The following is a 20,374-nucleotide window of genomic DNA, read 5'->3' on the forward strand; positions in this document are numbered from 1 at the left end:
TTTGTTGGTCTTTCGACCGGCTCAATGAATACTGACTTCAAACTACCTAAGTAATTTAAAGCTATTATCTTTCCAACAGAAAGATAATGAATTGACTGTGCCAAGATTATGTTCTTTATAAAAAGAAAGATAATCTCGATTTGGTCACTCAGTTCATTGATAAATCTTTTTGATTATCATCAACGAGTGCCCACACAGATTGATAGGTTTAAATTGTTAAAGAGCGTTGTTCTTATTGAAATCGCTTAGTGCGTCTCGTTGAACAGGGCGGCCATTTTAGCGATTTAAAAGTTCGTGTCAAACACTTTTTAAAACTTTTTTTGCTAACCTTTTCGAGAAGGTTTTGACCTCTGACTCGTTGCTGCCGTTAGGCTGCGTGCTCCGTGTCAGTGAGGTCGCATTATAGAGATCCGATTCATCTTGGCAAGCACTTTTCATCAAAAACATTAAAAATAAACATCGTATGCTCATTTTACACTCAAACCTTTATTTATACATATTTACTCCGATCAAACACACAGGTTTTCCACAAAAAAGTAAAAAATATAAGATACATCTCACTTACCTACTTTAGTGAGTAAATCACGAAATGCAGATTTAGCATTAGCTATCAGTCTTTCTTTATCAACTAAACAGCTTTCATTTTGGTAAACCATATTGCCATTTATCATACTTAGTTTTATTTGGGCAGGCTCACCACATAAGATAGGCGCATATAAAGTTGAATGACACCCTTGGTAGCGCACTTGGTTTAAATCATAAAGTACAATATCAGCTGCGAAACCTACTTCTATTTTGCCAACCTTATCCAAGCCTAATAGCGAAGCCCCATTTTGAGTTCCCCACTTAACGACATTTTCTATCCTCGTACTTACAGCACCATGAGTTGCCCTATGTAATAGCCAAGCTAGATTTAGTTCTTGAAGCATAGAGCCCGATTCTGAAGAAGCCGAGCCATCGACTCCTATGCTGATATTCATCCCTACTTGTTCCATTTCAATAATAGGGGCGATTCCGCTCCCCAATCGACAATTAGACGTTGGGCAATGTGATATACCGGTTTTTGTTTCAGACAGTGTTCTTATGTCTTGTTCGTTAGCCTGAACTAAATGGGCAAACCAAACGTCATTACCTAGCCACTCACATTCTGCGGCATAGTCCACAGCACTTTTCCCATATTTAGATAGAGACTGCTGCTGATCAAATTCCACTTCTAATAGATGAGAGTGCATTCTTAAGCTATGTTGACGTGCAAAAAACGACAGCTGTTTTAAATCTTCAGTAGGAGAAGAGTGGATTAGACTCGTGGGTGCCACCACCAACTGTCGCATCGGCATATCACTATTTTGATGATATAGACTATAGCTATCATCCAGGCGGCGTAACATTAGATCGATAGATTCAGGTTCAATCCCAGCCTTGGCGAGTCCCTTGTGTGTTCCTTTGGTTGTCGCACCACCTCGACAAAGTACCAAGCGCATTCCCATATCTTCCGCCGCTTGCCACACTGCCGCTTCTAATTCAGGGGAGGTCTTCGCGTGATATAGATAATGGTGGTCCGCGCAAGTTGTCACACCAGAACGAATTAAATCATAAAATCCAAGGCATGCTGCGCTGTACATGATTTCTGGTGTAATCTTAGGCCAATATTGATAAGGCACACTAACAAGCCAATCACCTAGTGGTTGGTTTAGTCCAGCAGGAATACCTTTTAATATAGATTGAGCTAAATGATGGTGGGTATTGATGAAGCCGGGATAAACCACACATTGGCTGGCATCAATCAGCTGTTCGCCTTCTTGTAGCAGAAGGTCGGAGCCTATTTCCGTTATTACCCCCTCCTCTATCCTTATATCTGTTGCCGCTTGTTCCGTTACTATCCCTTGTGCATTTTTAATTAGATATTTCATGATCACTCCATCACTATCTTTCGACATGATATGAGCAATGTCCCAGCGCTAAAGCACCTAACCGCTTCTACTCATCCAACATAACATTCATACTCAGCTAGCAATTAATAAGCCAGAAAGTCATTCCCTCTATATATAGCTTTATATTGTCCAAGATAAGAATTGTTGCACCAAATAAATGCACAGTTAACATTCTGCACTTTTTCAACGCAATCCACTGCACCAAAACTCTCCCTAGATATAAAGGTAAAGTAAAAAGTTAGCTGTTAAATAAATGTTATTTCTAACAATAAATCTATTTTCCATTTTTTATATGAATCTGGCATAACGTTTGCTCTATTAACTATGTGTAACAACCACAGCTGTGAGTAGAAGCGGTTAGATGCAAAACATCGGGACATTGCTCACCATTACCAAAAATTGCCAAAGTGCTATATGAATCATCATTAAGCCAACATGGAATTATATTGAGTAAAGGAGAACCAAATGAAATTTTCAATCAAGCAATGCATCCACTTAGCGTTAACCACAGCTGCACTATCCACCAGTGTCAATGTCTTGGCTGCGGACAAAGTCAACTTCCAACTCGACTGGCTACCGGGGGGAGATAAAGCGCCGGTTTATGTTGCCGTTCAACAAGGTTTTTTTGCCGAGCAAGATCTTGATGTCATCATTCGCCAAGGTAAAGGTTCAACCGATGCTATCACCAAAGTTGCCACTGGTACTGCAGACATAGGGTCTTCTGATCTCGTTTCATTATTAGTAGCCAAGGCCAATGATGATGTGCCAGTAAAAGCGATATATTCTGTTTTCAGCAAAGCGCCTTATGCTTTTTATGTATTAGAAGATTCAGGCATTAACTCGGTAAAAGATGTTGCCAATAAAAGTGTGGCAACCTCTCCTTTTACTTCCGCTAACGTATTCTTACCTCTACTACTGCGTAAAAACCATGTTGATGAAAGCAGCGTGAAAGTCACCAAAGCAGATCCAGGCGCACTCAATCCAATGCTGATCACTGGCAAATCAGATGTAATGATCTCTTGGGTCACCGACACAGTTAAAAACCAAAGCCAAGCTAAAGCAGTAGGAAAGAAATTGAAGATCCTACCTTGGCATGATGCAGGGTTAGATTTTTATTCATCTTCACTTATTGCTAGTGATCATTTCTTAGCTGAAAAACCAGAGGTCGCAAAACGCTTTATCAAAGCTTATGCCAAAGCCGTTGCCTATACATGGGAACACCCTCATAAAAGCGCGCAAGATGTTCATAAAATGGTGCCCGAAGTGGACCCCCAACAAGCTGCCGATACCATAATATCGATTAAAGACTTAGTGATTAATGAAGTCAGTAATAAAGATGGCATCGGTGCCTTTACCCCTGAACGTCTTGCCGAAACTTGGAAGTGGACAGCAGAAGCTCAACAACTCGACGTCAATAAGTTTGATCCTGAGATCGCCATTTCTCGTGACTTTATGCCGGGAGGTAAATCATGAATCCTTTTGTTTCTTTCAAACAAGTTGGCCACACCTACCACAGTGACAATGGCTCGGTAAAAGTATTAAACAACGTCAATTTTGATGTTGAAAAGAATCAGTTTATTTCGATCGTTGGTCCTTCTGGTTGTGGTAAATCCACTTTATTGAGATTGCTTTCCGGACTAATGCAATCCACCGAAGGCCAAGTCGAAATATTTGGCCGCCAAGTCACCGAACCTAGAGAAGATATAGGGATTGTTTTTCAAAAGCCGACCTTATTACCGTGGAAGAATGTGATCGAAAACGTATTGTTTCCACTCAAACATAAGTTTGGTCATATCACTAATAAAGAACGTGATTTTGCTAAACAGCTACTCAACAAAGTGGGATTAAAAGATTTTCATAACAGCATGCCGGATCAACTTTCCGGCGGTATGCAACAACGAGTCGGTATTGCCCGCGCATTATTACTTGACCCCGATATTTTAATTATGGATGAGCCTTTTTCTGCGCTTGATGCATTAACACGTGAAGAAATGGGGTTTGAGCTGCTACGCCTTTGGAATGAAAGACCTAAAACGGTGTTATTTATTACCCACTCTATTTCTGAAGCGGTTTTGCTTTCAGATAAAGTATTAGTGATGGGCCCGCGTCCGAGTACTGTGGTTGAAGAAATCAATATCGAACTGCCGCGCCCTCGAACGCTCGAGACCATTCAACATCGACTATTTGCTGAATACACAGGGAAAATCAGGGAGCACTTTTATGCTCCCCCTTCAACTCAGCAAGAAAACGAAAGCAATATCTCTCAAATAAGGACTGTCGCCTAATCTAACTAGCGATATTCTTTGTTCATACGACGTCACTATAAGGAAATAGTATGTCTATAAAAAAACTTTATAAAGATAGCCTTCCATTATTAGCAATGTTGGCGATTCTTCCTATCTGGGAAATCATCTGCCGCGCATTTCAAATCCCTAACTTCATACTGCCAGCACCGTCAGCAATCGCAGAAGCTTTTATGCAAGTCTCGGCTGAACGCTGGCTCGATAATCTCTGGGCAACATTAAGAATCGCATTATTAGGCTTTGGCTTATCGCTGTTAGTCAGTATTCCTTTAGCGATCATGATGGTCAGCTCCAAATTTTTAACTAAAGCGGTTTTCCCACTACTGGTAATTGTACAATCAACTCCTGTGGTTGCTATTGCGCCACTACTTATTGTGATTTTAGGGACTGGTGATGCTCCTCGATTAGCCATTACCTGCTTAATTACCTTCTTCCCATTAGTGGTTTCTGCGACTACGGGTATGTTATCTACCCCTCCCGAATTAATTGAGTTATCCAAATCGCTAAATGTATCAAGAGCGAAAACCATCTGGCAGATCCGTTTACCTTACGCCATTCCTCATATTTTTAGTGGCATAAAAGTCGCCATTACGTTGTCGGTGATTGGTGCGGTTATTTCAGAATTTGTTGCCGCCGAAAAAGGTTTAGGCTATTTCGTTCAGTTCTCAACTTCTTACTTCAAAATTCCACAAGCTTTTGCAGCTTTAGTGTTTTTATCTGCAGTAAGCATGTTGTTATTTAAATCCACGTATTGGATCCAAAAAGGTTTCTTCGCTTGGAGTTTACCTCAAGATAAAAGCCATTAAGGAGCAAGCACATGACACCAGAACAAGACAAAAAATACTTACAACAAAGTCTAGATTTAGCCGAAAAAGCTAAGCAACAAGGCATTCATCCTTTTGCAGCAATTTTAGTCAATGCTCAAGGCGAAGTACTGCTTGAACAAATCAATGGCTATCTACCAAATAAAGATATGACTGGCCATGCTGAGCGATTAATCATGACGGAAGCGAGTCAAAAATATCGCCCTGATTATTTGAAAGACTGCACTCTGTATATTTCTGCTGAGCCTTGCGCCATGTGTGCTGGAGCAATTTATTGGGCTGGCGTAGGGAGAGTGGTTTACGGATTAAGCGAACATCGATTAAAACAAATCACCGGTAATCACCCTGAAAACCCAACCTTAGATCTCCCTTGTCGCACTGTTTTTTCAGCAGGACAACGGCCAATGGAAATTATTGGTCCACTGATGGAAAAGCAAGCGGCACGAATACATGATGGGGTTTGGTAAACCTTCTTATACATAACAGAATAAACACAACAGGAGTAGAAGCGGTCTGTAATGGGTAACCATTGCTGGACATTGCTCCAATCACTAAGCACAGGCTTAACTATTGGAGAAATAATATGACAACGACAGCTTACGCACTGGATGAACTGCAATTTGAAACTACCATCGGCAGAAAAGGCATTGATGCGGAACATAGCAATATTCCCATCATTGATATGAGCCAATTTGAATCTCGCCGAGCTGAGGTCACAGAAGAACTATGGCATGCCGCCACCCAAATTGGTTTCTTTCAAGTTAAAAACCATTCCATTGCTCTAGAGGATATTGAACACGCTTTTCAGCTTAGTGAGCAATTGTTCTCTCTTCCTCAATCACAAAAACAGCCATTAAGCCTAAAGCCGGGGAAAAATGCCGGCTGGGAATTCAAGCAGCAGGTTCGCCCTTCCACCGGTACAGCTGATCAAAAAGAATCCTACCAAATCACGCGTCCTCACATGAAAGGGATATGGCCAAACCAAGCGCCCCTAGCCAGTTTCCAGCAAGACATGCTGAATTTTGAATCTCAAGCTTGGCAACTTGGTATGGATATATTGTCATGCTTTGCTGAAAAGCTAGGATTTAAACGCGACTTTTTCACTCAAGTTCACCAACCGAGTTCAGAGCAATATCAAAGTACATTAAGGCTGCTTCATTATTTACCAATGAAGCAACTACCACAAGGCGAAGAGCATTGGCGCGCGGGTGCTCATACTGATTTTGATTGTTTGACTATGGTATTTCAACAACCGAATCAAGGTGGGTTGCAAGTTGCCGCGGGAAAAGATTCTCAGCATCAACAAGTCTGGAGTAATGTAGAACCACAAGCTGGCGTGATCACTTGTAATATTGGCGATATGTTAATGCGTTGGAGTGATGACAAATTGAAATCGACATTGCACCGCGTTCGCATGCCCTACCCTGAAGAAAATCAAGGTTCACGCTATAGCATGGCATTTTTCTGTCAGGCCAATAAAGATCAGGTGATTCAAGGACCGAATAAAAAGTATCAGGCAATGACCGCCGAAGAGTATTTGAACATGAGAATTAAGGCCAATTTTTCGAAATAAGTTTGAATGATAACAAATAAAAAAGGGAGCAACTCATTGCTCCCTTTGATTTGGCGATTTAATTAAGATTGATGAGCGACGATCTCATCCTCTTTCACCGTTAAATATACTTTCTGTCCAGGAATTAACTCCCCGGCCAGTATCGAACGAGCCAACGGGTTTTCAACCATTTGTTGGATCGCACGTTTCAGTGGACGAGCCCCATAAACTGGGTCAAAACCAACTGCCGCAACTAAAGACAACACATCTTCGTTCACCTCTAATTCATACTCTTTTTCTGCCAGACGTTGACGCAGGCGATCCAGTTGAATCGAGGCAATTGACTTGATTTGCTCTTGACCTAGAGGATGGAAAACGACACTTTCATCCACGCGGTTCAAGAACTCAGGTCTAAAGTGTTGACTAACGATCTCCATTACTTCGGCTTTCATCGATTCATAATCTGACGTTGCCGCCTTTTCTTGAATACGATCAGAGCCTAGGTTGGATGTCATGATCACTACGGTATTTTTAAAGTCTACCGTTCGGCCTTGTCCATCAGTTAAGCGTCCATCATCTAACACTTGTAATAAAATATTAAATACATCTGGATGCGCTTTTTCTACCTCATCAAGTAAAATCACCGAGTAAGGTTTACGGCGGACCGCTTCAGTTAAGTAACCACCTTCTTCGTAGCCAACATACCCCGGAGGTGCGCCGACTAAACGAGACACCGAATGTTTCTCCATAAACTCCGACATATCGATCCGAACCATGGCTTCTTCACTATCAAACATAAAGTTTGCTAATGTTTTACATAGCTCTGTTTTACCTACCCCGGTTGGACCTAAAAATAAGAAAGAACCAATCGGTTTATTCGGATCCGACAGCCCAGCACGACTACGACGAATCGCGTTCGATACTACATCTACCGCTTCTTTCTGACCAATCACACGTTCATGTAACACCGTTTCCATCGAAAGTAATTTAGCTTTCTCCGCTTCGAGCATTTTCGATACTGGAATGCCGGTTTGGCGTGATAACACTTCAGCAATTTCAACATCAGTCACGCGATTTTTAAGTAACGTCAACTCAATATTCTCGGCTTGTGAGGCGTTCTCCAACTGCTTTTCTAACTCTGGGATTTTGCCATATTGCAACTCAGACATTCGTTGCAAGTCACCAGCACGGCGAGCCACATCCATATCCAATCGAGCTTGTTCCAGTTCAGTTTTAATATGCTGAGTACCAGAAAGTGAGGCTTTTTCAGTTTTCCACACTTCTTCTAGCTCAGAGTATTCACGCTCTTTCTCTTCCAGTTCTTGGTTAAGAATGGCAAGGCGCTTGGTACTTGCCACATCACTTTCATTTAACAATGCTTGCTGTTCAATTTTTAATTGAATAATACGACGATCTAAACGATCCATCGATTCTGGTTTAGAATCCATTTGGATACGAATGCTCGATGCCGCTTCATCAATTAAATCGATCGCTTTATCTGGTAACTGACGATCCGACACATAACGATTAGATAAACTTGCTGCCGCCACAATAGCGGGATCGGTAATTTCAACATGGTGATGCAGCTCATAACGTTCTTTCAAACCACGTAAAATCGCAATGGTATCCTCAACCGTAGGTTCATCCACCAGCACTTTTTGAAAACGACGCTCTAGAGCAGGATCTTTTTCGACATATTGACGATATTCATCTAACGTCGTCGCTCCCACACAGTGAAGCTCACCGCGAGCCAAAGCAGGTTTCAACATATTACCGGCATCCATCGAGCCTTCACCTTTACCAGCGCCCACCATGGTATGCAATTCATCGATGAACAAAATCACATTACCATCTTCTTGAGCCAGTTCATTCAATACCGCTTTTAGGCGTTCTTCAAATTCACCGCGATATTTCGCACCAGCAATTAGCGCACCCATATCTAACGAAAGCACACGACGATTACGTAACCCTTCCGGTACCTCATTATTAACGATACGCAAAGCTAAACCTTCAACGATTGCGGTTTTACCAACACCCGGTTGACCAATCAATACTGGGTTGTTTTTGGTACGACGTTGCAACACCTGAATGGTTCGACGAATTTCGTCATCACGCCCAATCACAGGATCAAGTTTGCCCTGTTCAGCACGTTCGGTTAAATCAATGGTATACTTTTCTAAGGCTTGACGTTTTTCTTCCGCGTTCGGGTCGTCAACATTTTGTCCACCACGAATCTCATCAATCGCTTTAGTGACATTCGCTTTATTTAAACCAAATTCTTTAAACATTTTGCCTAGCGGACCATTATCTTCTACCGCTGCCAGCAAAAATAACTCAGAAGAGATGTAACTGTCTTTACGTTGTTGAGCAATTTTATCGCAGACGTTCAGTAAGTTACCTAAGCTCTTAGAAGCTTGAACATCACCACCAATGCCAGTAACTTTAGGTAACTTATCCAACTCTTGAGCAACTTTAGATCGCAGTTGAGTGGCATCAATTCCTAGCATGGTAAAAATAGGACGAATAGTGCTGCCATCTTGATTAAGCAATGCCTGCATTAAATGAATAGGTTCGATGAATTGATGATCACGGCCTAGCGCAAGAGATTGCGCATCAGAAATGGCAAGCTGGAATTTACTGGTAAATTTATCGAAACGCATAATAAGCCTCCACTATCAAAAAGTGAGATACATTAGTTATGGCTTATAAATGGATGCTAGGAAGGATCTTTTCAAGTAGAAAAAGTGAATTACTCTATTTATTCAATCCAAATAAAGGTCGCTTGTCTGCCTGTTATGCCATCTCGGCGATAAGAATAGAAGCTTTCTGGTTCAGAAAAAGTGCAACGTTGGCTAGCAAACACTTGCTCAACTCCAGCTTGATTTAATCGTTGAGTTGCCAAAATCGACATATCAGCCAACCACTTGTTGGAATGAGACCGATGCTGAATGAAAGCATCCTGGGCATGACTATCATGCAGGGTGAATGTTTGATAAACATCTTCCCCCACTTCAAATGCACTTGGGCCAATTGCAGGACCTAACCAAGCCATCACTTGGCTCGGCTTAGTAAACTGCTGAACGGCATTTTCTAAAATACCACCGGCAAGTCCACGCCAACCGGCATGAACAGCTGCAACCTGAGTACCATCGGTGTTGGTTAACAAAACCGGTAAGCAATCAGCTGTCATTACAGCGCACACAATTTTGTTGTGACTCGTGATTGAACCATCGGCATCTAACACTTGTTGTGTTGGCTTTGATAGTTCAACCACCTTGGTCGAGTGGGTTTGATTTAACCAAACTGGTGATGTCGGCATATTATGCAATTGCACGATTTCATCACGATTGGCCTGAACAATATTGCTGTCATCATTAACGTGCATACCAAGATTTAACCCTTGATAAATACCAGTTGATGTTCCTCCCAAACGAGTAGAGCCAAACGCTTTGACGTTTTTAGGCGCAGGCCAATTTGGTAGAACAATATTATTCATCTCACCTTATTCCTCTTCGAAATTTTCTTTCGCATCTTGACGCAATGCTTCAGTCATCACCACCATGTCATGCGGAATCGGCGCATGGAACTTCATTTCTTCGCCCGTTGCAGGGTGAACAAACTTCAACATGACCGCGTGTAGTGCTTGGCGATCAAAATTTCGAATCATATTCGTTAGTTCAGGTGAAGCTCCTTTAGGAATACGCGCACGGCCACCATAAGCAATATCACCTAATAATGGATGTTGAATATATGACATATGAACACGGATTTGGTGGGTACGACCCGTTTCAAGACGTAAACGAATACGAGTATGAACACGGAAATGCTCGGCCACACGGTAATGAGTTACTGCAGGTTTACCTAATTCATTCACCGCCATTAAAGTACGCTTGCTTGAGTGACGACCAATTGGTTTTTCAACCATGCCACCCGCGGTCATATTACCAAGAATAATCGCTTCATATTCACGAGTAATTCTACGTTTTTGCAAGGCACGAACTAAGCGAGTTTGTGTTTGAACCGTTTTGGCCACTACCATCAAACCGGTCGTATCTTTATCTAAACGGTGCACAATACCCGCACGAGGTACTTCAGCAATCGCAGGGTAGTGATGCAACAATGCATTCAATACCGTACCATCCGGCGTTCCTGCACCTGGGTGAACAACAAAATCTCTCGGCTTGTTAATCACTAATAAATGATCGTCTTCATAAACGATATCGAGTGGAATATCTTGAGCTTCCCAACGTTCTTCATCTTCAAGTTCAGCTAACAAAGTAATCACTTCTCCCCCCATGACACGGATACGAGGTTTAGTAATGACTTCACCGTCCACTTGAACCTTGCCTTCAAGCAACCATTCTTTTAAGCGTGATCGTGAGAATTCTGAAAATAATTCGGCAATCGCTTGATCTAAGCGTTGGCCTAATTGAGAATCTTTAATTGTATCGGTGCGTGTTATCTGCTGAGCCATATCGAACTTTTTAAAAAACCATGAGACTAATATCCATTAATATGGATAAAATAGGGCTATTCACCGTTATTGGTAAAATAGTGTTATTCACCATTGTATCTGTTAAGTTGTAAGAAGTAACGGACGCGATAAATTTAATTCAAGGAATTTTCTCCTCACGATGAAACACCTATACCTTTTGGGACTAGTTTCCCTACTCTTTCTTGCTGGCTGTGCTGACAATAAAGACGCAGTACCAGACATTCCACCATCGGATCTTTACACCCAAGCTCAGCAAGACCTTCAAGCTGGCAGTTGGACTGAATCGATTAAAAAGTTAGAAGCATTAGATTCTCGCTACCCATTTGGTCCGTATTCAGATCAAGTACAGTTAGATTTAATTTTTGCCTACTACAAAAATGGTGACTACCCATTAACTTTAGCCACGATTGAGCGATTTACTCGTTTAAATCCAACTCATGAACGCTCTGACTGGGTATTATACATGCGTGGCCTAACCCACATGGCGCAAGATTCAAACTTTATGCACTCGCTATTTAACATGGATCGTTACGATAGAGATCCTGAGCCAGTAAAAGCCGCCTTTATTGATTTTAAACGTTTATTAGAACGTTACCCTGATAGCTTATATGCAGCAGATTCGCGCGCTCGTTTGAGTTCATTAAAAAACCGTTTAGCGGAATATGACCTATCGTCTGCCGATTTTTATTTACGTCGCGAAGCTTGGATTGCAGCGATCAATCGCTGCCAAGAAATCCAAAAAACCTACCCTGACACCATTGCAGCGCGAGATTCATTAAAGATCCAGTTAAAAGCCTATAAAGAACTCGGGTTAGATGATGCCGTTAAGCGTACCGAACAACTGATCGAGCTTAACAAAAAGAAGTAGTCGAATACTGAAAGCGTAATCAAATAGAGAAACAACGAAAAAGCAGCTTCGGTTGCTTTTTTTGTTTTTAAAAAAGCGAAAAGTGAGTATTTGAGTAGGAGTAGTACAGCAAAGAAGTGTCGATAAAATAAGCGCCCTAATTTCAGGCTCAAACAGCGTCCCTAAAAACGTTAATCTCTAGTAGCCATTCCATTCAATCTACTTAAATCCAGACAAATAACAAGCCTTTTCAACCTCGAATATCACTTGCTTTTGTCTACGATCACATTTACTTCATCAATTCATAAGTTCCTTATAAAAATTGACATTGCTCACATTTATTTCAGCGCAACACAGTAACCTGAAGTTAACGAATCAAGGAAAAAGAGGATAAATAACCTATGCAACTAAACATTACTGGTAAGAATATTGAAGTGACCTCTTCCATCCGTGACCATATTGAGGCGAAATTTAAAAAACTAGAAAAATGGCAAACTGATCTAATTGTCTGTCATGCTACTATTAGCACCGAACCAGGTAAACAACAGAAGATTGAAGCCACAATTAACACATCAAAAGGACACCTGGTTGCTTCCGCATCCAATGAAGATTTATATAAAGCTATTAATGAGGTAGAGCAAAAACTCGAACGACAACTTAATAAGCTAAGCCATAAACCTGAAGCAAAACGTGCTCAGGCAGAAAAACCAAAATTAGAAGAAGAACCAGAAGAAATTTAAGACTCAACAGACATGAATAGTATGGCGCTCAATTGAGCGCCATTTTTTTGCTTGACGCTTTCCTTGCGCTTGCTTATGGTACTGTCTCACCCAAAGGAATTAATACTATGCATTCATCTACTCTGTTCTTTTTTGGCTTCTTTTTTCCATCCTAATCGGTGGGGCTAGATGTCGTTTTAAAAATAAGCCAAAAACGGACAGAAAGCCTCCCACTCTGGGAGGCTTTTTTATAGGAAATACACATGACCAAGCAGCACAGTTCTTCTTCACCGAATACCAGCAATTCTCAACCTCACCTATCCTTAGAAAGGATTCGACTTCGCTTAAATGAACTCGATGATCAACTGCTAAAGATATTATCTGAGCGCCGAGCATTAAGCTTAGATGTCGCCAAAAGTAAAGTTGAAACGGCCAAGCCTATTCGTGACGCACAACGTGAGCAAGAGCTACTGGTCAAACTAATCAATAATGGTAAAGATAAATATCAACTCGATGCACCTTACATCACCAAAATTTTTCACACTATCATTGAAGATTCGGTACTACTACAACAGGCTTACCTACAGAACCTAGCCAACCCACAAGAAAGCCGGAAACCGTTAGCTCGTGTTGCCTTCTTAGGTTCAAAAGGCTCTTATTCGCACCTTGCTAGCCTTGAATATTTCAGCCGTAAAAATACAGAACTGATTGAACTTAACTGCAAGCATTTTCAAGAAGTGACCTCAATTGTTGAATCTGGTCATGCTGATTTCGGCGTGCTACCTATTGAAAACACCAGTTCAGGTTCCATCAATGAAGTGTATGACCTATTGCAGCATACGACGCTATACATTGTCGGTGAGTTGACATTGCCCATTGAACATTGCTTATTAGCGCCACAAGAAATGCGCCTAGAAGACATCAAAATACTTTACTCTCACCCTCAACCGCACCAACAATGCAGTGAGTTTTTAAGTCGCTTAGATGATATTTCATTAGAATCATGTGTCAGTACTGCGGATGCGATGCAAAAAGTTAAAGAGCTTAACCGTCCAGATGTCGCGGCAATTGGTAATTCAACCACAGGCAAACTTTACGGCTTACAAGTCGTGAAAGAAAACATTGCTAATCAAACCGAAAACCACACACGCTTTATTATCGTGGCGCGTAAGCCAATCGAAGTATCGACTCAAATCCCAGCCAAAACCACGCTGATCATGTCGACCTCCCAAGAAGCAGGATCTCTAGTGCAGACTTTGTTAGTGCTGCAACGCTACGGTATTAATATAACGAAACTAGAGTCACGCCCAATCATGGGCAATCCATGGGAAGAAATGTTCTATGTCGATTTAGAAGCACATTTAGATTCAGTCGAAATGCAACAATCGATCAGCGAACTAACTAAAATCACTCGTCACTTGAAAGTGTTAGGTTGCTACCCAATCGAAAATATCAAACCGACTCAAGTCAAACTGGAAGGCTAAATGAAAAGCAGTAAAAAGGTAGTAGTCGCCTCGTTAAATCCAGCCAAAATAACAGCCGTGGAAAGCGCTTTTACAGCCTGTTTTCCTGAGACTGAATTTCTATTTGAAGGGGTGTCGGTCGCCAGTGAAGTGCCGGATCAACCAATGAATGATCAGGAAACTAAACAAGGTGCTCTAAACCGAGTACACAATGCTCAAACGGCAATCCCGGATGGCGATTTTTATGTTGGATTAGAAGCGGGAATTGCAGAACCGTTTACTTACGCTTGGATGATTATCGAAAGTAACCCTAGTGTAGGAAAAATACAACGCGGCGAATCACGCTCGGCTTGTTTAATGCTGCCGCCTGTAGTGCTTGAGAAGGTAAAACAAGGCAAAGAGCTTGGTCATGTTATGGATGAGATCTTTGTGACCAACAACATCAAACAAAAAGGTGGCGCGATAGGCTTGCTAACACACCACCAATTGACCAGAAGTTCGGTTTATCATCAAGCGTTAGTATTGGCATTAATTCCATTTTTAAATACCGAACACTTCCCACTTTAAACTATTGCGATAGTTAAGCCTTATCCACAGCAGCTTGTAACATCGCTTGCAGTTGCTGCTTTTGTTCTGGTTGAAGCTTTTTCAGCTCAGAGGAACCACGAGTAATCGTCGCCACACCAACCCCTAGCATTTGACTAACTTGACGCTGAGAGCGCTCACCTTTAATCAGCTCATGTAATATATTCATTCGAGCTAACAAGGCTTCTCGCTCATCATAGGTCAATAACATCGACAGTAGAAAATCCAACTGCTCTTGCTGACAAGAATGCTCCAGTAGCGTCAATACATCTTGCCAGTTAGCAAATTCGGGTGCCGATTCATCATTATGGATTTGCTGCTTTGATTTATCCATCAGATTAATATTTTTCCTTTACTTCTTGAGGAGTTAAGAATGCTCCATCCTGACCAAGTAAGTTTCGATAATAGGTTTCAAACATTAGAATATTTTGTACATAACCACGTGTTTCATCAAAAGGAATCGCCTCAATAAATGAGTAAGCATCAATACTTTGATTGGTACGTGCGCGCCACTGCTTCACGCGGTGCGGTCCGGCATTATAAGCGGCAAAGGCAAAAATTCTATTGTGATTAAAGTCATCCAGTAATCCACCAAGATAAGAACTGCCAATCTCAATGTTCTTTTGAATATCATACAACTCATCACTATCGTTATATTCTAAATTATAGATATCAGCGGTATGCTGAGCAGTTGTCGGCATAATTTGCATAATCCCTCTCGCGCCAACGGGAGAGCGAGCTTCGATATCCAAAGCACTTTCTTGGCGAGATAATGACATTAAAGTAATGAGTGGAATATTATTTTTCTTACCATAAAAGTCAAACCACCAGCGATGAGCAATTGGAAAACGTAAACTAATATAATCCCACATCTTCGCTTCAATCGTCGCCACAACTGTAAAGTTATGCCAACGCTTATTGGCAGCATATTTCACTAATGCTTTCTTTTCGCTTTTGGTACTGTGCCATAACAACCAACGCCATTCACTTTTTGCCGCATAAATTTTATCGACTGCGATCATTTCACCGATGCGATCTAGCGCGACTTGGTTTTTAGAAATGTCAGGTAATTTTTCATTTAAGATCTTACTTTGATAGCGAATTGGCTCACCAAGTAACTCTGCTGCCGCAGCACTATAAAAATTACGCTGACCTAATATCTTCTTTAGACGTTGAGTCGCTTGTTTATCTTTTCCTTGAGCAAACTCCACTCGCGCTAACCAATACTGCCAACGCAAGCTTTCCTGATCTTTTTTCGGTAACTTTCTGATCCAGAGAGACAAATCATTCCAGTCACCATTTTGGATTGCAATACGAGCACGTCGTTCAAGACGATTGGTTAACCCTTGCTTACTCAGCATTTGATCGCGCCATTTGGCTAACTTACTTGAACGAGTATTCATTAACCAAGCACTGGCGTAGTTAGATAACTCAACCTGCGCAGATTTCGAGAGCTTTTGACCTTTGACTACCTGATCGTAATCTTCCACCGCTTTAGCGGTATCTTTACGAATTAATTGTCTAAATGCATATTCGGTTAACTGCTGGTTAAATGGTGTGATTTTTGATTTTTTGCTGAAATCTAATACGTTACTTGGGTCAGCATATAAAGCTTGGAGCTCTTTCGATTGACGCTTAGCTTGATCGCTCGTCAGTAAATTATCTAGGTATTTGAATAAGCGTGAATTGCTAGATTTGAAGCCGAGTAACATGCGCTGCAAAATGATCTCATCACTACGTAAACCAGCTTTCGCCCACTCATCAAACAAAGGATCACAAGCCGGAGACACACTGCTTCCAGTTAGCCATAAATCTTCCGCGCCTTTATAAGCTTGCTCTTTTTCACCTTGCGTCCACTTAGCAAAATAGTAGTGGCAGCGATACCGTTGATCTTTAGGCTCTTCGGTTTGATATTCCGTCAATAATTTCCATTGATTGGTTTTGGCTAACGCATCAAGGTAATTGGCCCTTATGCGAGCTGAAAACGGAAAAGATTGGTACTTTTCAGTAAAGCTATTCACCTCTTCAGGAGTTCGATGTTCGATATCGGTCAGAAAAACTCGGTAATCCACATAAGGGGTTAACGGATAGTTAGCAATTTGCGGACGAAGCTCTTGATAGGCTTGCACATCGTCTTTATCGAGTAAGTCTTGAGCTTGCTCATAAATCTGTCTTTGAAGCTCAAGCGGTGATAATTTTTTCTCTGTTGAATCAGTAATTTTAGACTCTTTCACATGAGTAGCACTAATAGACTGAGCAGTAACATAAGCGGCCGGTAACGTACCACTCACCGATACAACACAGAGAAATAAAGTCTTTTTACAATCCAGCATGAATTTGAAACTTCCCTGATGATGAATTCACAAATAACGTGAAATGATAAATATTGATAAATTTTAATGAGTTGAATTAATTGCTACTTTCCATAAAAGCCAACTCATTAGATAAGCATAATACCCTTGTTTACACTCCTCTAGTGTGAATCTTACGTGAGAAAGAGTAAACTAAGGTTTTCAATTTATTCTAAAGAATAGGATCCGAGCGGCTATGGCTGAATACGTCTATACCATGTCTCGTGTGAGCAAAATTGTGCCACCGAAACGTCAAATATTGAAAGATATCTCACTAAGCTTTTTTCCTGGTGCCAAAATTGGTGTCCTCGGCCTAAACGGCGCAGGTAAATCGACCCTACTTCGCATAATGGCTGGTATTGATACCGATATTGATGGCGAAGCGCGCCCTCAACCAGGTTTAAATGTTGGTTACCTTCCCCAAGAACCAGTACTGGATGAATCAAAAACCGTACGTGAAATTGTAGAAGAAGCGGTAGCCGATGTCGCGGATGCATTAAAACGAATTGATGCGGTTTACGCAGCCTACGCAGAACCTGATGCTGACTTTGATGCGCTGGCAAAAGAACAAGGCGAACTAGAAGCATTAATTCAAGCTAAAGATGGTCACAATCTACAAAATGCTCTAGAGCGTGCCGCAGATGCGCTTCGTCTTCCGGAATGGGATGCCAAAATTGAACATCTTTCTGGTGGTGAGCGTCGCCGTGTAGCAATTTGTCGTCTACTACTTGAAAAACCTGACATGTTACTACTTGATGAGCCAACCAACCACTTGGATGCGGAATCGGTAGCTTGGCTTGAGCACTTCCTAGTTGATTATAGCGGTACTGTGGTGGCGATTACCCACGACCGTTACTTCCTAGATAATGCAGCAGGATGGATTTTAGAACTTGACCGTGGTGAAGGTATTCCATGGGAAGGCAACTACACCTCATGGCTAGAGCAAAAAGATGAGCGTTTAGCACAAGAAGCTTCGTCTGAAAATGCTCGTAAGAAAACGATTGAGAAAGAGCTAGAGTGGGTTCGCCAAAATCCAAAAGGTCGTCAGGCGAAGTCAAAAGCTCGTATGGCGCGCTTTGAAGAACTAAACAAATCTGACCATCAAAAACGAAATGAAACCAATGAGTTATTTATTCCGCCGGGTGAGCGTTTAGGTGATAAGGTTCTTGAAGTTAACAACCTAACCAAGTCATTTGGCGATCGTGTTTTGATTGATAATTTATCTTTCAGCATGCCCAAAGGTGCCATCGTCGGTATCGTTGGTGCCAACGGTGCAGGTAAATCAACACTATTCAAAATGCTAAGTGGTACTGAGCAACCAGATTCTGGCACTATTGAATTAGGCGAAACGGTGAAACTAGCTTCCGTTGATCAGTTCCGCGACAGCATGAATGATAGCAACACGGTTTTCCAAGAAATCTCGGAAGGCGCTGATATCATCAAGATCAACAACTTCGAAATTCCAGCGCGCGCTTACTGCTCTCGCTTTAACTTCCGTGGTGTTGATCAGCAAAAACGCATTGGTGAGCTTTCTGGTGGTGAACGTAACCGTGTTCACTTAGCGAAGCTACTTAAAGCGGGCGGTAACGTATTACTACTCGATGAGCCGACCAATGACTTGGACGTTGAAACGCTTCGTGCTCTTGAAGAAGCGTTACTTGAATTCCCAGGTTGTGCCATGGTTATCTCGCATGACCGTTGGTTCCTAGACCGTATCGCAACACATATTCTTGATTACCGCGATGAAGGCCAAGTAAACTTCTACGAAGGTAACTACACTGAGTACAGCGAATGGTTGAAACAAACCTTAGGTGCAGCGGCTGCTGAACCTCACCGCATCAAGTATAAACGTGTAACTAAGTAGTCATACCGCTAGTTGTAGATAGGTAAACATACGCTAAATAAGCATGTAGCCTGACTGATACCAACCACTAAAGCCATTGCTCTATGTGATGGCTTTATTTTTTCTGCTGATTATATTTTCGAATTGGTTTTCTCACCTCAAAATGAGAACAGCGCTGTAAATTTTATCGCCTAATTTAGCCCAACCTTTTCCCATTCCACAAATTACTGTAGACCATAAGCTTTCCAGATTTTTAACCTTGTGTGCTTTATGTCTGACTTAGATTCCACATTGCCGAACAACCTACACTCTCACATTACCGCCAAGCACGAACAGAGTATTTGGCCTATGATGTTCTTTAAGCACATGATAGGCCAAAAGCTATTCAAAACATTCTCTATCATTACTATCCTATTTTTATTTTCAATCACATGGGTAGCAATCACCCAGTGGCAAAACAGCCGAAATGAACTCGATATTCTCAACCAAGAATTACAACTCTATAAAAAACAGTACCAACAACAACTTGTCACCAATCAAAACCTGCAAGAAGCTTTGCAAAAACAAGATCATGATCAAATTGATAATCTAAACGATGTTTCAATCGCCCCCACTGGAATCAACTTAGAACAAGCTCTCGCAATAATAGACAATTCACAACAAATCAACTTCCCCCTCCCACCAGCTATTGAAGCCAGCTTGTTTCGCATAATCCCCAATGATATTCCGGTCAACTATCGACGGATCTCTTCGCCTTACGGAGACCGACTACACCCCATTAGCGGTAAATGGAAACGACACCTAGGTATAGATTTAACCTGCCCTCTTGGTACTCCTATTTTTGCCACCGCCGATGGCGTGGTTGAAATGACCCGCGCCAGCAACCAAGGTTATGGAAACTTATTAAAGATTCGTCATGGCTTGGGCTTTGCCACTCTCTATGCTCATTTAAACCAATTTGCAGTCAAGCCGGGACAATTTGTAGAGAAAGGTGACCGAGTCGGGTTTTGTGGCACTAGTGGTAACTCAACAGGTCCACATTTGCACTATGAAGTTCGCTTTATTGGTAAAACCTTAGATCCACAAGATTTTATGCGATGGCAACCCGAAAACATCGAACAGCTATTTAAGAAACAATCATACGTGCCTTGGGCAAGCCTAGTTAAGCAGCTTAATCGCACAATTAATTTGCAACTACTCTTGGCAATGAGTACTAAACAACCCATCAATGACATTGCAAACCAACCCAGTAAACTCACCAGACAAGATAAAATAAAGAGAAAAGAAAGATTACAAGATTTTGGGATTGAAGAAGGTGGATGGGTAACCGTAGAAGAATAAAGAGCCTTCTCTATCGATAAGAGAAGGCTCAAGAAATTCATACCCAAAGTAATTGAATAACAGTGAGGCGACAAGTAAATAAACGTCGGCAACAAGTGGCAGCTCAGGTACAACGGGGAT

At 41.6% G+C, this 20,374-nt stretch carries 17 protein-coding genes and 1 other annotated feature; of the genes, 11 read left to right on the forward strand and 6 right to left on the reverse strand.

Annotated elements, in window-relative coordinates; genetic code table 11:
* Window positions 1-557: 557 nt before the first annotated feature.
* A complete protein-coding gene (locus ACN0T8_RS08180) occupies window positions 558-1,910 on the reverse strand; it encodes an amidohydrolase family protein (protein ID WP_417880139.1) in 1,353 nt (450 codons plus the stop codon).
* Window positions 1,911-2,396: 486 nt separating this feature from the next.
* Here ACN0T8_RS08180 and ACN0T8_RS08185 point away from each other — a divergent pair, with 486 nt between their 5' ends.
* From ACN0T8_RS08185 to ACN0T8_RS08205, 5 genes are all read left to right on the forward strand, one after another.
* Entirely contained in the window at window positions 2,397-3,404 is a 1,008-nt protein-coding gene (locus ACN0T8_RS08185; protein WP_417880140.1) for an ABC transporter substrate-binding protein, read from the forward strand.
* Complete coding sequence (locus ACN0T8_RS08190; RefSeq protein ID WP_417880141.1) at window positions 3,401-4,216, forward strand: ABC transporter ATP-binding protein; 816 nt, start codon at window positions 3,401-3,403, stop codon at window positions 4,214-4,216. Before ACN0T8_RS08185 ends, ACN0T8_RS08190 begins: the two co-directional genes overlap by 4 nt.
* Window positions 4,217-4,266: 50 nt before the next feature.
* Window positions 4,267-5,040, forward strand: coding sequence for an ABC transporter permease (locus ACN0T8_RS08195; RefSeq protein ID WP_417880142.1), 774 nt, complete (start codon window positions 4,267-4,269; stop codon window positions 5,038-5,040).
* An 11-nt stretch (window positions 5,041-5,051) separates the two neighbouring features.
* Window positions 5,052-5,525: a nucleoside deaminase gene (locus tag ACN0T8_RS08200; RefSeq protein ID WP_417880143.1), complete on the forward strand. Its 474-nt coding sequence runs from the start codon at window positions 5,052-5,054 to the stop codon at window positions 5,523-5,525.
* Between the two features lie 116 nt (window positions 5,526-5,641).
* Window positions 5,642-6,631 carry an isopenicillin N synthase family dioxygenase gene (locus ACN0T8_RS08205; protein ID WP_417880144.1) on the forward strand — a complete coding sequence of 330 codons (990 nt, stop codon included), beginning with the start codon at window positions 5,642-5,644 and terminating at the stop codon, window positions 6,629-6,631.
* Between the two features lie 62 nt (window positions 6,632-6,693).
* Here the strand turns inward: ACN0T8_RS08205 and clpB are convergent, their stop codons facing one another.
* The 3 genes from clpB to rluD all read right to left on the reverse strand — a co-directional run bounded on the left by clpB (window position 6,694) and on the right by rluD (window position 11,084).
* Entirely contained in the window at window positions 6,694-9,270 is a 2,577-nt protein-coding gene (gene clpB, locus ACN0T8_RS08210) for an ATP-dependent chaperone ClpB (RefSeq protein ID WP_417880145.1), read from the reverse strand.
* Window positions 9,271-9,368: 98 nt separating this feature from the next.
* A complete protein-coding gene (pgeF, locus tag ACN0T8_RS08215) occupies window positions 9,369-10,106 on the reverse strand; it encodes a peptidoglycan editing factor PgeF (protein ID WP_417880146.1) in 738 nt (245 codons plus the stop codon).
* 6 nt (window positions 10,107-10,112) lie between these two features.
* Window positions 10,113-11,084, reverse strand: a complete 972-nt coding sequence (gene rluD / locus ACN0T8_RS08220) for a 23S rRNA pseudouridine(1911/1915/1917) synthase RluD (protein ID WP_417880147.1) — start codon at window positions 11,082-11,084, stop codon at window positions 10,113-10,115.
* Window positions 11,085-11,244: 160 nt separating this feature from the next.
* Between rluD and ACN0T8_RS08225 the strand changes: the two genes are divergently transcribed.
* The 4 genes from ACN0T8_RS08225 to yjjX all read left to right on the forward strand — a co-directional run bounded on the left by ACN0T8_RS08225 (window position 11,245) and on the right by yjjX (window position 14,701).
* Window positions 11,245-11,973, forward strand: a complete 729-nt coding sequence (locus ACN0T8_RS08225; RefSeq protein WP_417880148.1) for an outer membrane protein assembly factor BamD — start codon at window positions 11,245-11,247, stop codon at window positions 11,971-11,973.
* A 380-nt stretch (window positions 11,974-12,353) separates the two neighbouring features.
* The gene (gene hpf, locus ACN0T8_RS08230; RefSeq protein ID WP_417880149.1) at window positions 12,354-12,692 is read left to right on the forward strand and encodes a ribosome hibernation-promoting factor, HPF/YfiA family; all 339 of its coding nucleotides are present in this window, start codon (window positions 12,354-12,356) and stop codon (window positions 12,690-12,692) included.
* A gap of 110 nt (window positions 12,693-12,802) precedes the next feature.
* Window positions 12,803-12,923 (forward strand) — a sequence feature (Phe leader region).
* 11 nt (window positions 12,924-12,934) lie between these two features.
* Window positions 12,935-14,155, forward strand: coding sequence for a prephenate dehydratase (gene pheA, locus ACN0T8_RS08235; protein WP_417880150.1), 1,221 nt, complete (start codon window positions 12,935-12,937; stop codon window positions 14,153-14,155).
* A complete protein-coding gene (gene yjjX / locus ACN0T8_RS08240) occupies window positions 14,156-14,701 on the forward strand; it encodes an inosine/xanthosine triphosphatase (RefSeq protein WP_417880151.1) in 546 nt (181 codons plus the stop codon). It begins immediately after the preceding gene.
* A 13-nt stretch (window positions 14,702-14,714) separates the two neighbouring features.
* On the opposite strand, the gene trpR is transcribed toward yjjX, so the two are convergent.
* Together trpR and ACN0T8_RS08250 are read right to left on the reverse strand one after the other, a co-directional pair.
* Window positions 14,715-15,053 carry a trp operon repressor gene (gene trpR / locus ACN0T8_RS08245; RefSeq protein WP_417880152.1) on the reverse strand — a complete coding sequence of 113 codons (339 nt, stop codon included), beginning with the start codon at window positions 15,051-15,053 and terminating at the stop codon, window positions 14,715-14,717.
* A gap of 4 nt (window positions 15,054-15,057) precedes the next feature.
* The gene (locus ACN0T8_RS08250) at window positions 15,058-17,052 is read right to left on the reverse strand and encodes a transglycosylase SLT domain-containing protein (protein ID WP_417880153.1); all 1,995 of its coding nucleotides are present in this window, start codon (window positions 17,050-17,052) and stop codon (window positions 15,058-15,060) included.
* A gap of 214 nt (window positions 17,053-17,266) precedes the next feature.
* On the opposite strand from ACN0T8_RS08250, the gene ettA reads away from it, so the two are divergent.
* Together ettA and ACN0T8_RS08260 are read left to right on the forward strand one after the other, a co-directional pair.
* A complete protein-coding gene (ettA, locus tag ACN0T8_RS08255) occupies window positions 17,267-18,934 on the forward strand; it encodes an energy-dependent translational throttle protein EttA (RefSeq protein ID WP_417880154.1) in 1,668 nt (555 codons plus the stop codon).
* 249 nt (window positions 18,935-19,183) lie between these two features.
* Complete coding sequence (locus tag ACN0T8_RS08260; protein ID WP_417880155.1) at window positions 19,184-20,254, forward strand: M23 family metallopeptidase; 1,071 nt, start codon at window positions 19,184-19,186, stop codon at window positions 20,252-20,254.
* The last annotated feature ends 120 nt before the right edge of the window (window positions 20,255-20,374 follow it).

The organism is Vibrio sp. (assembly GCF_048266485.1).
Classification (GTDB): domain Bacteria; phylum Pseudomonadota; class Gammaproteobacteria; order Enterobacterales; family Vibrionaceae; genus Vibrio.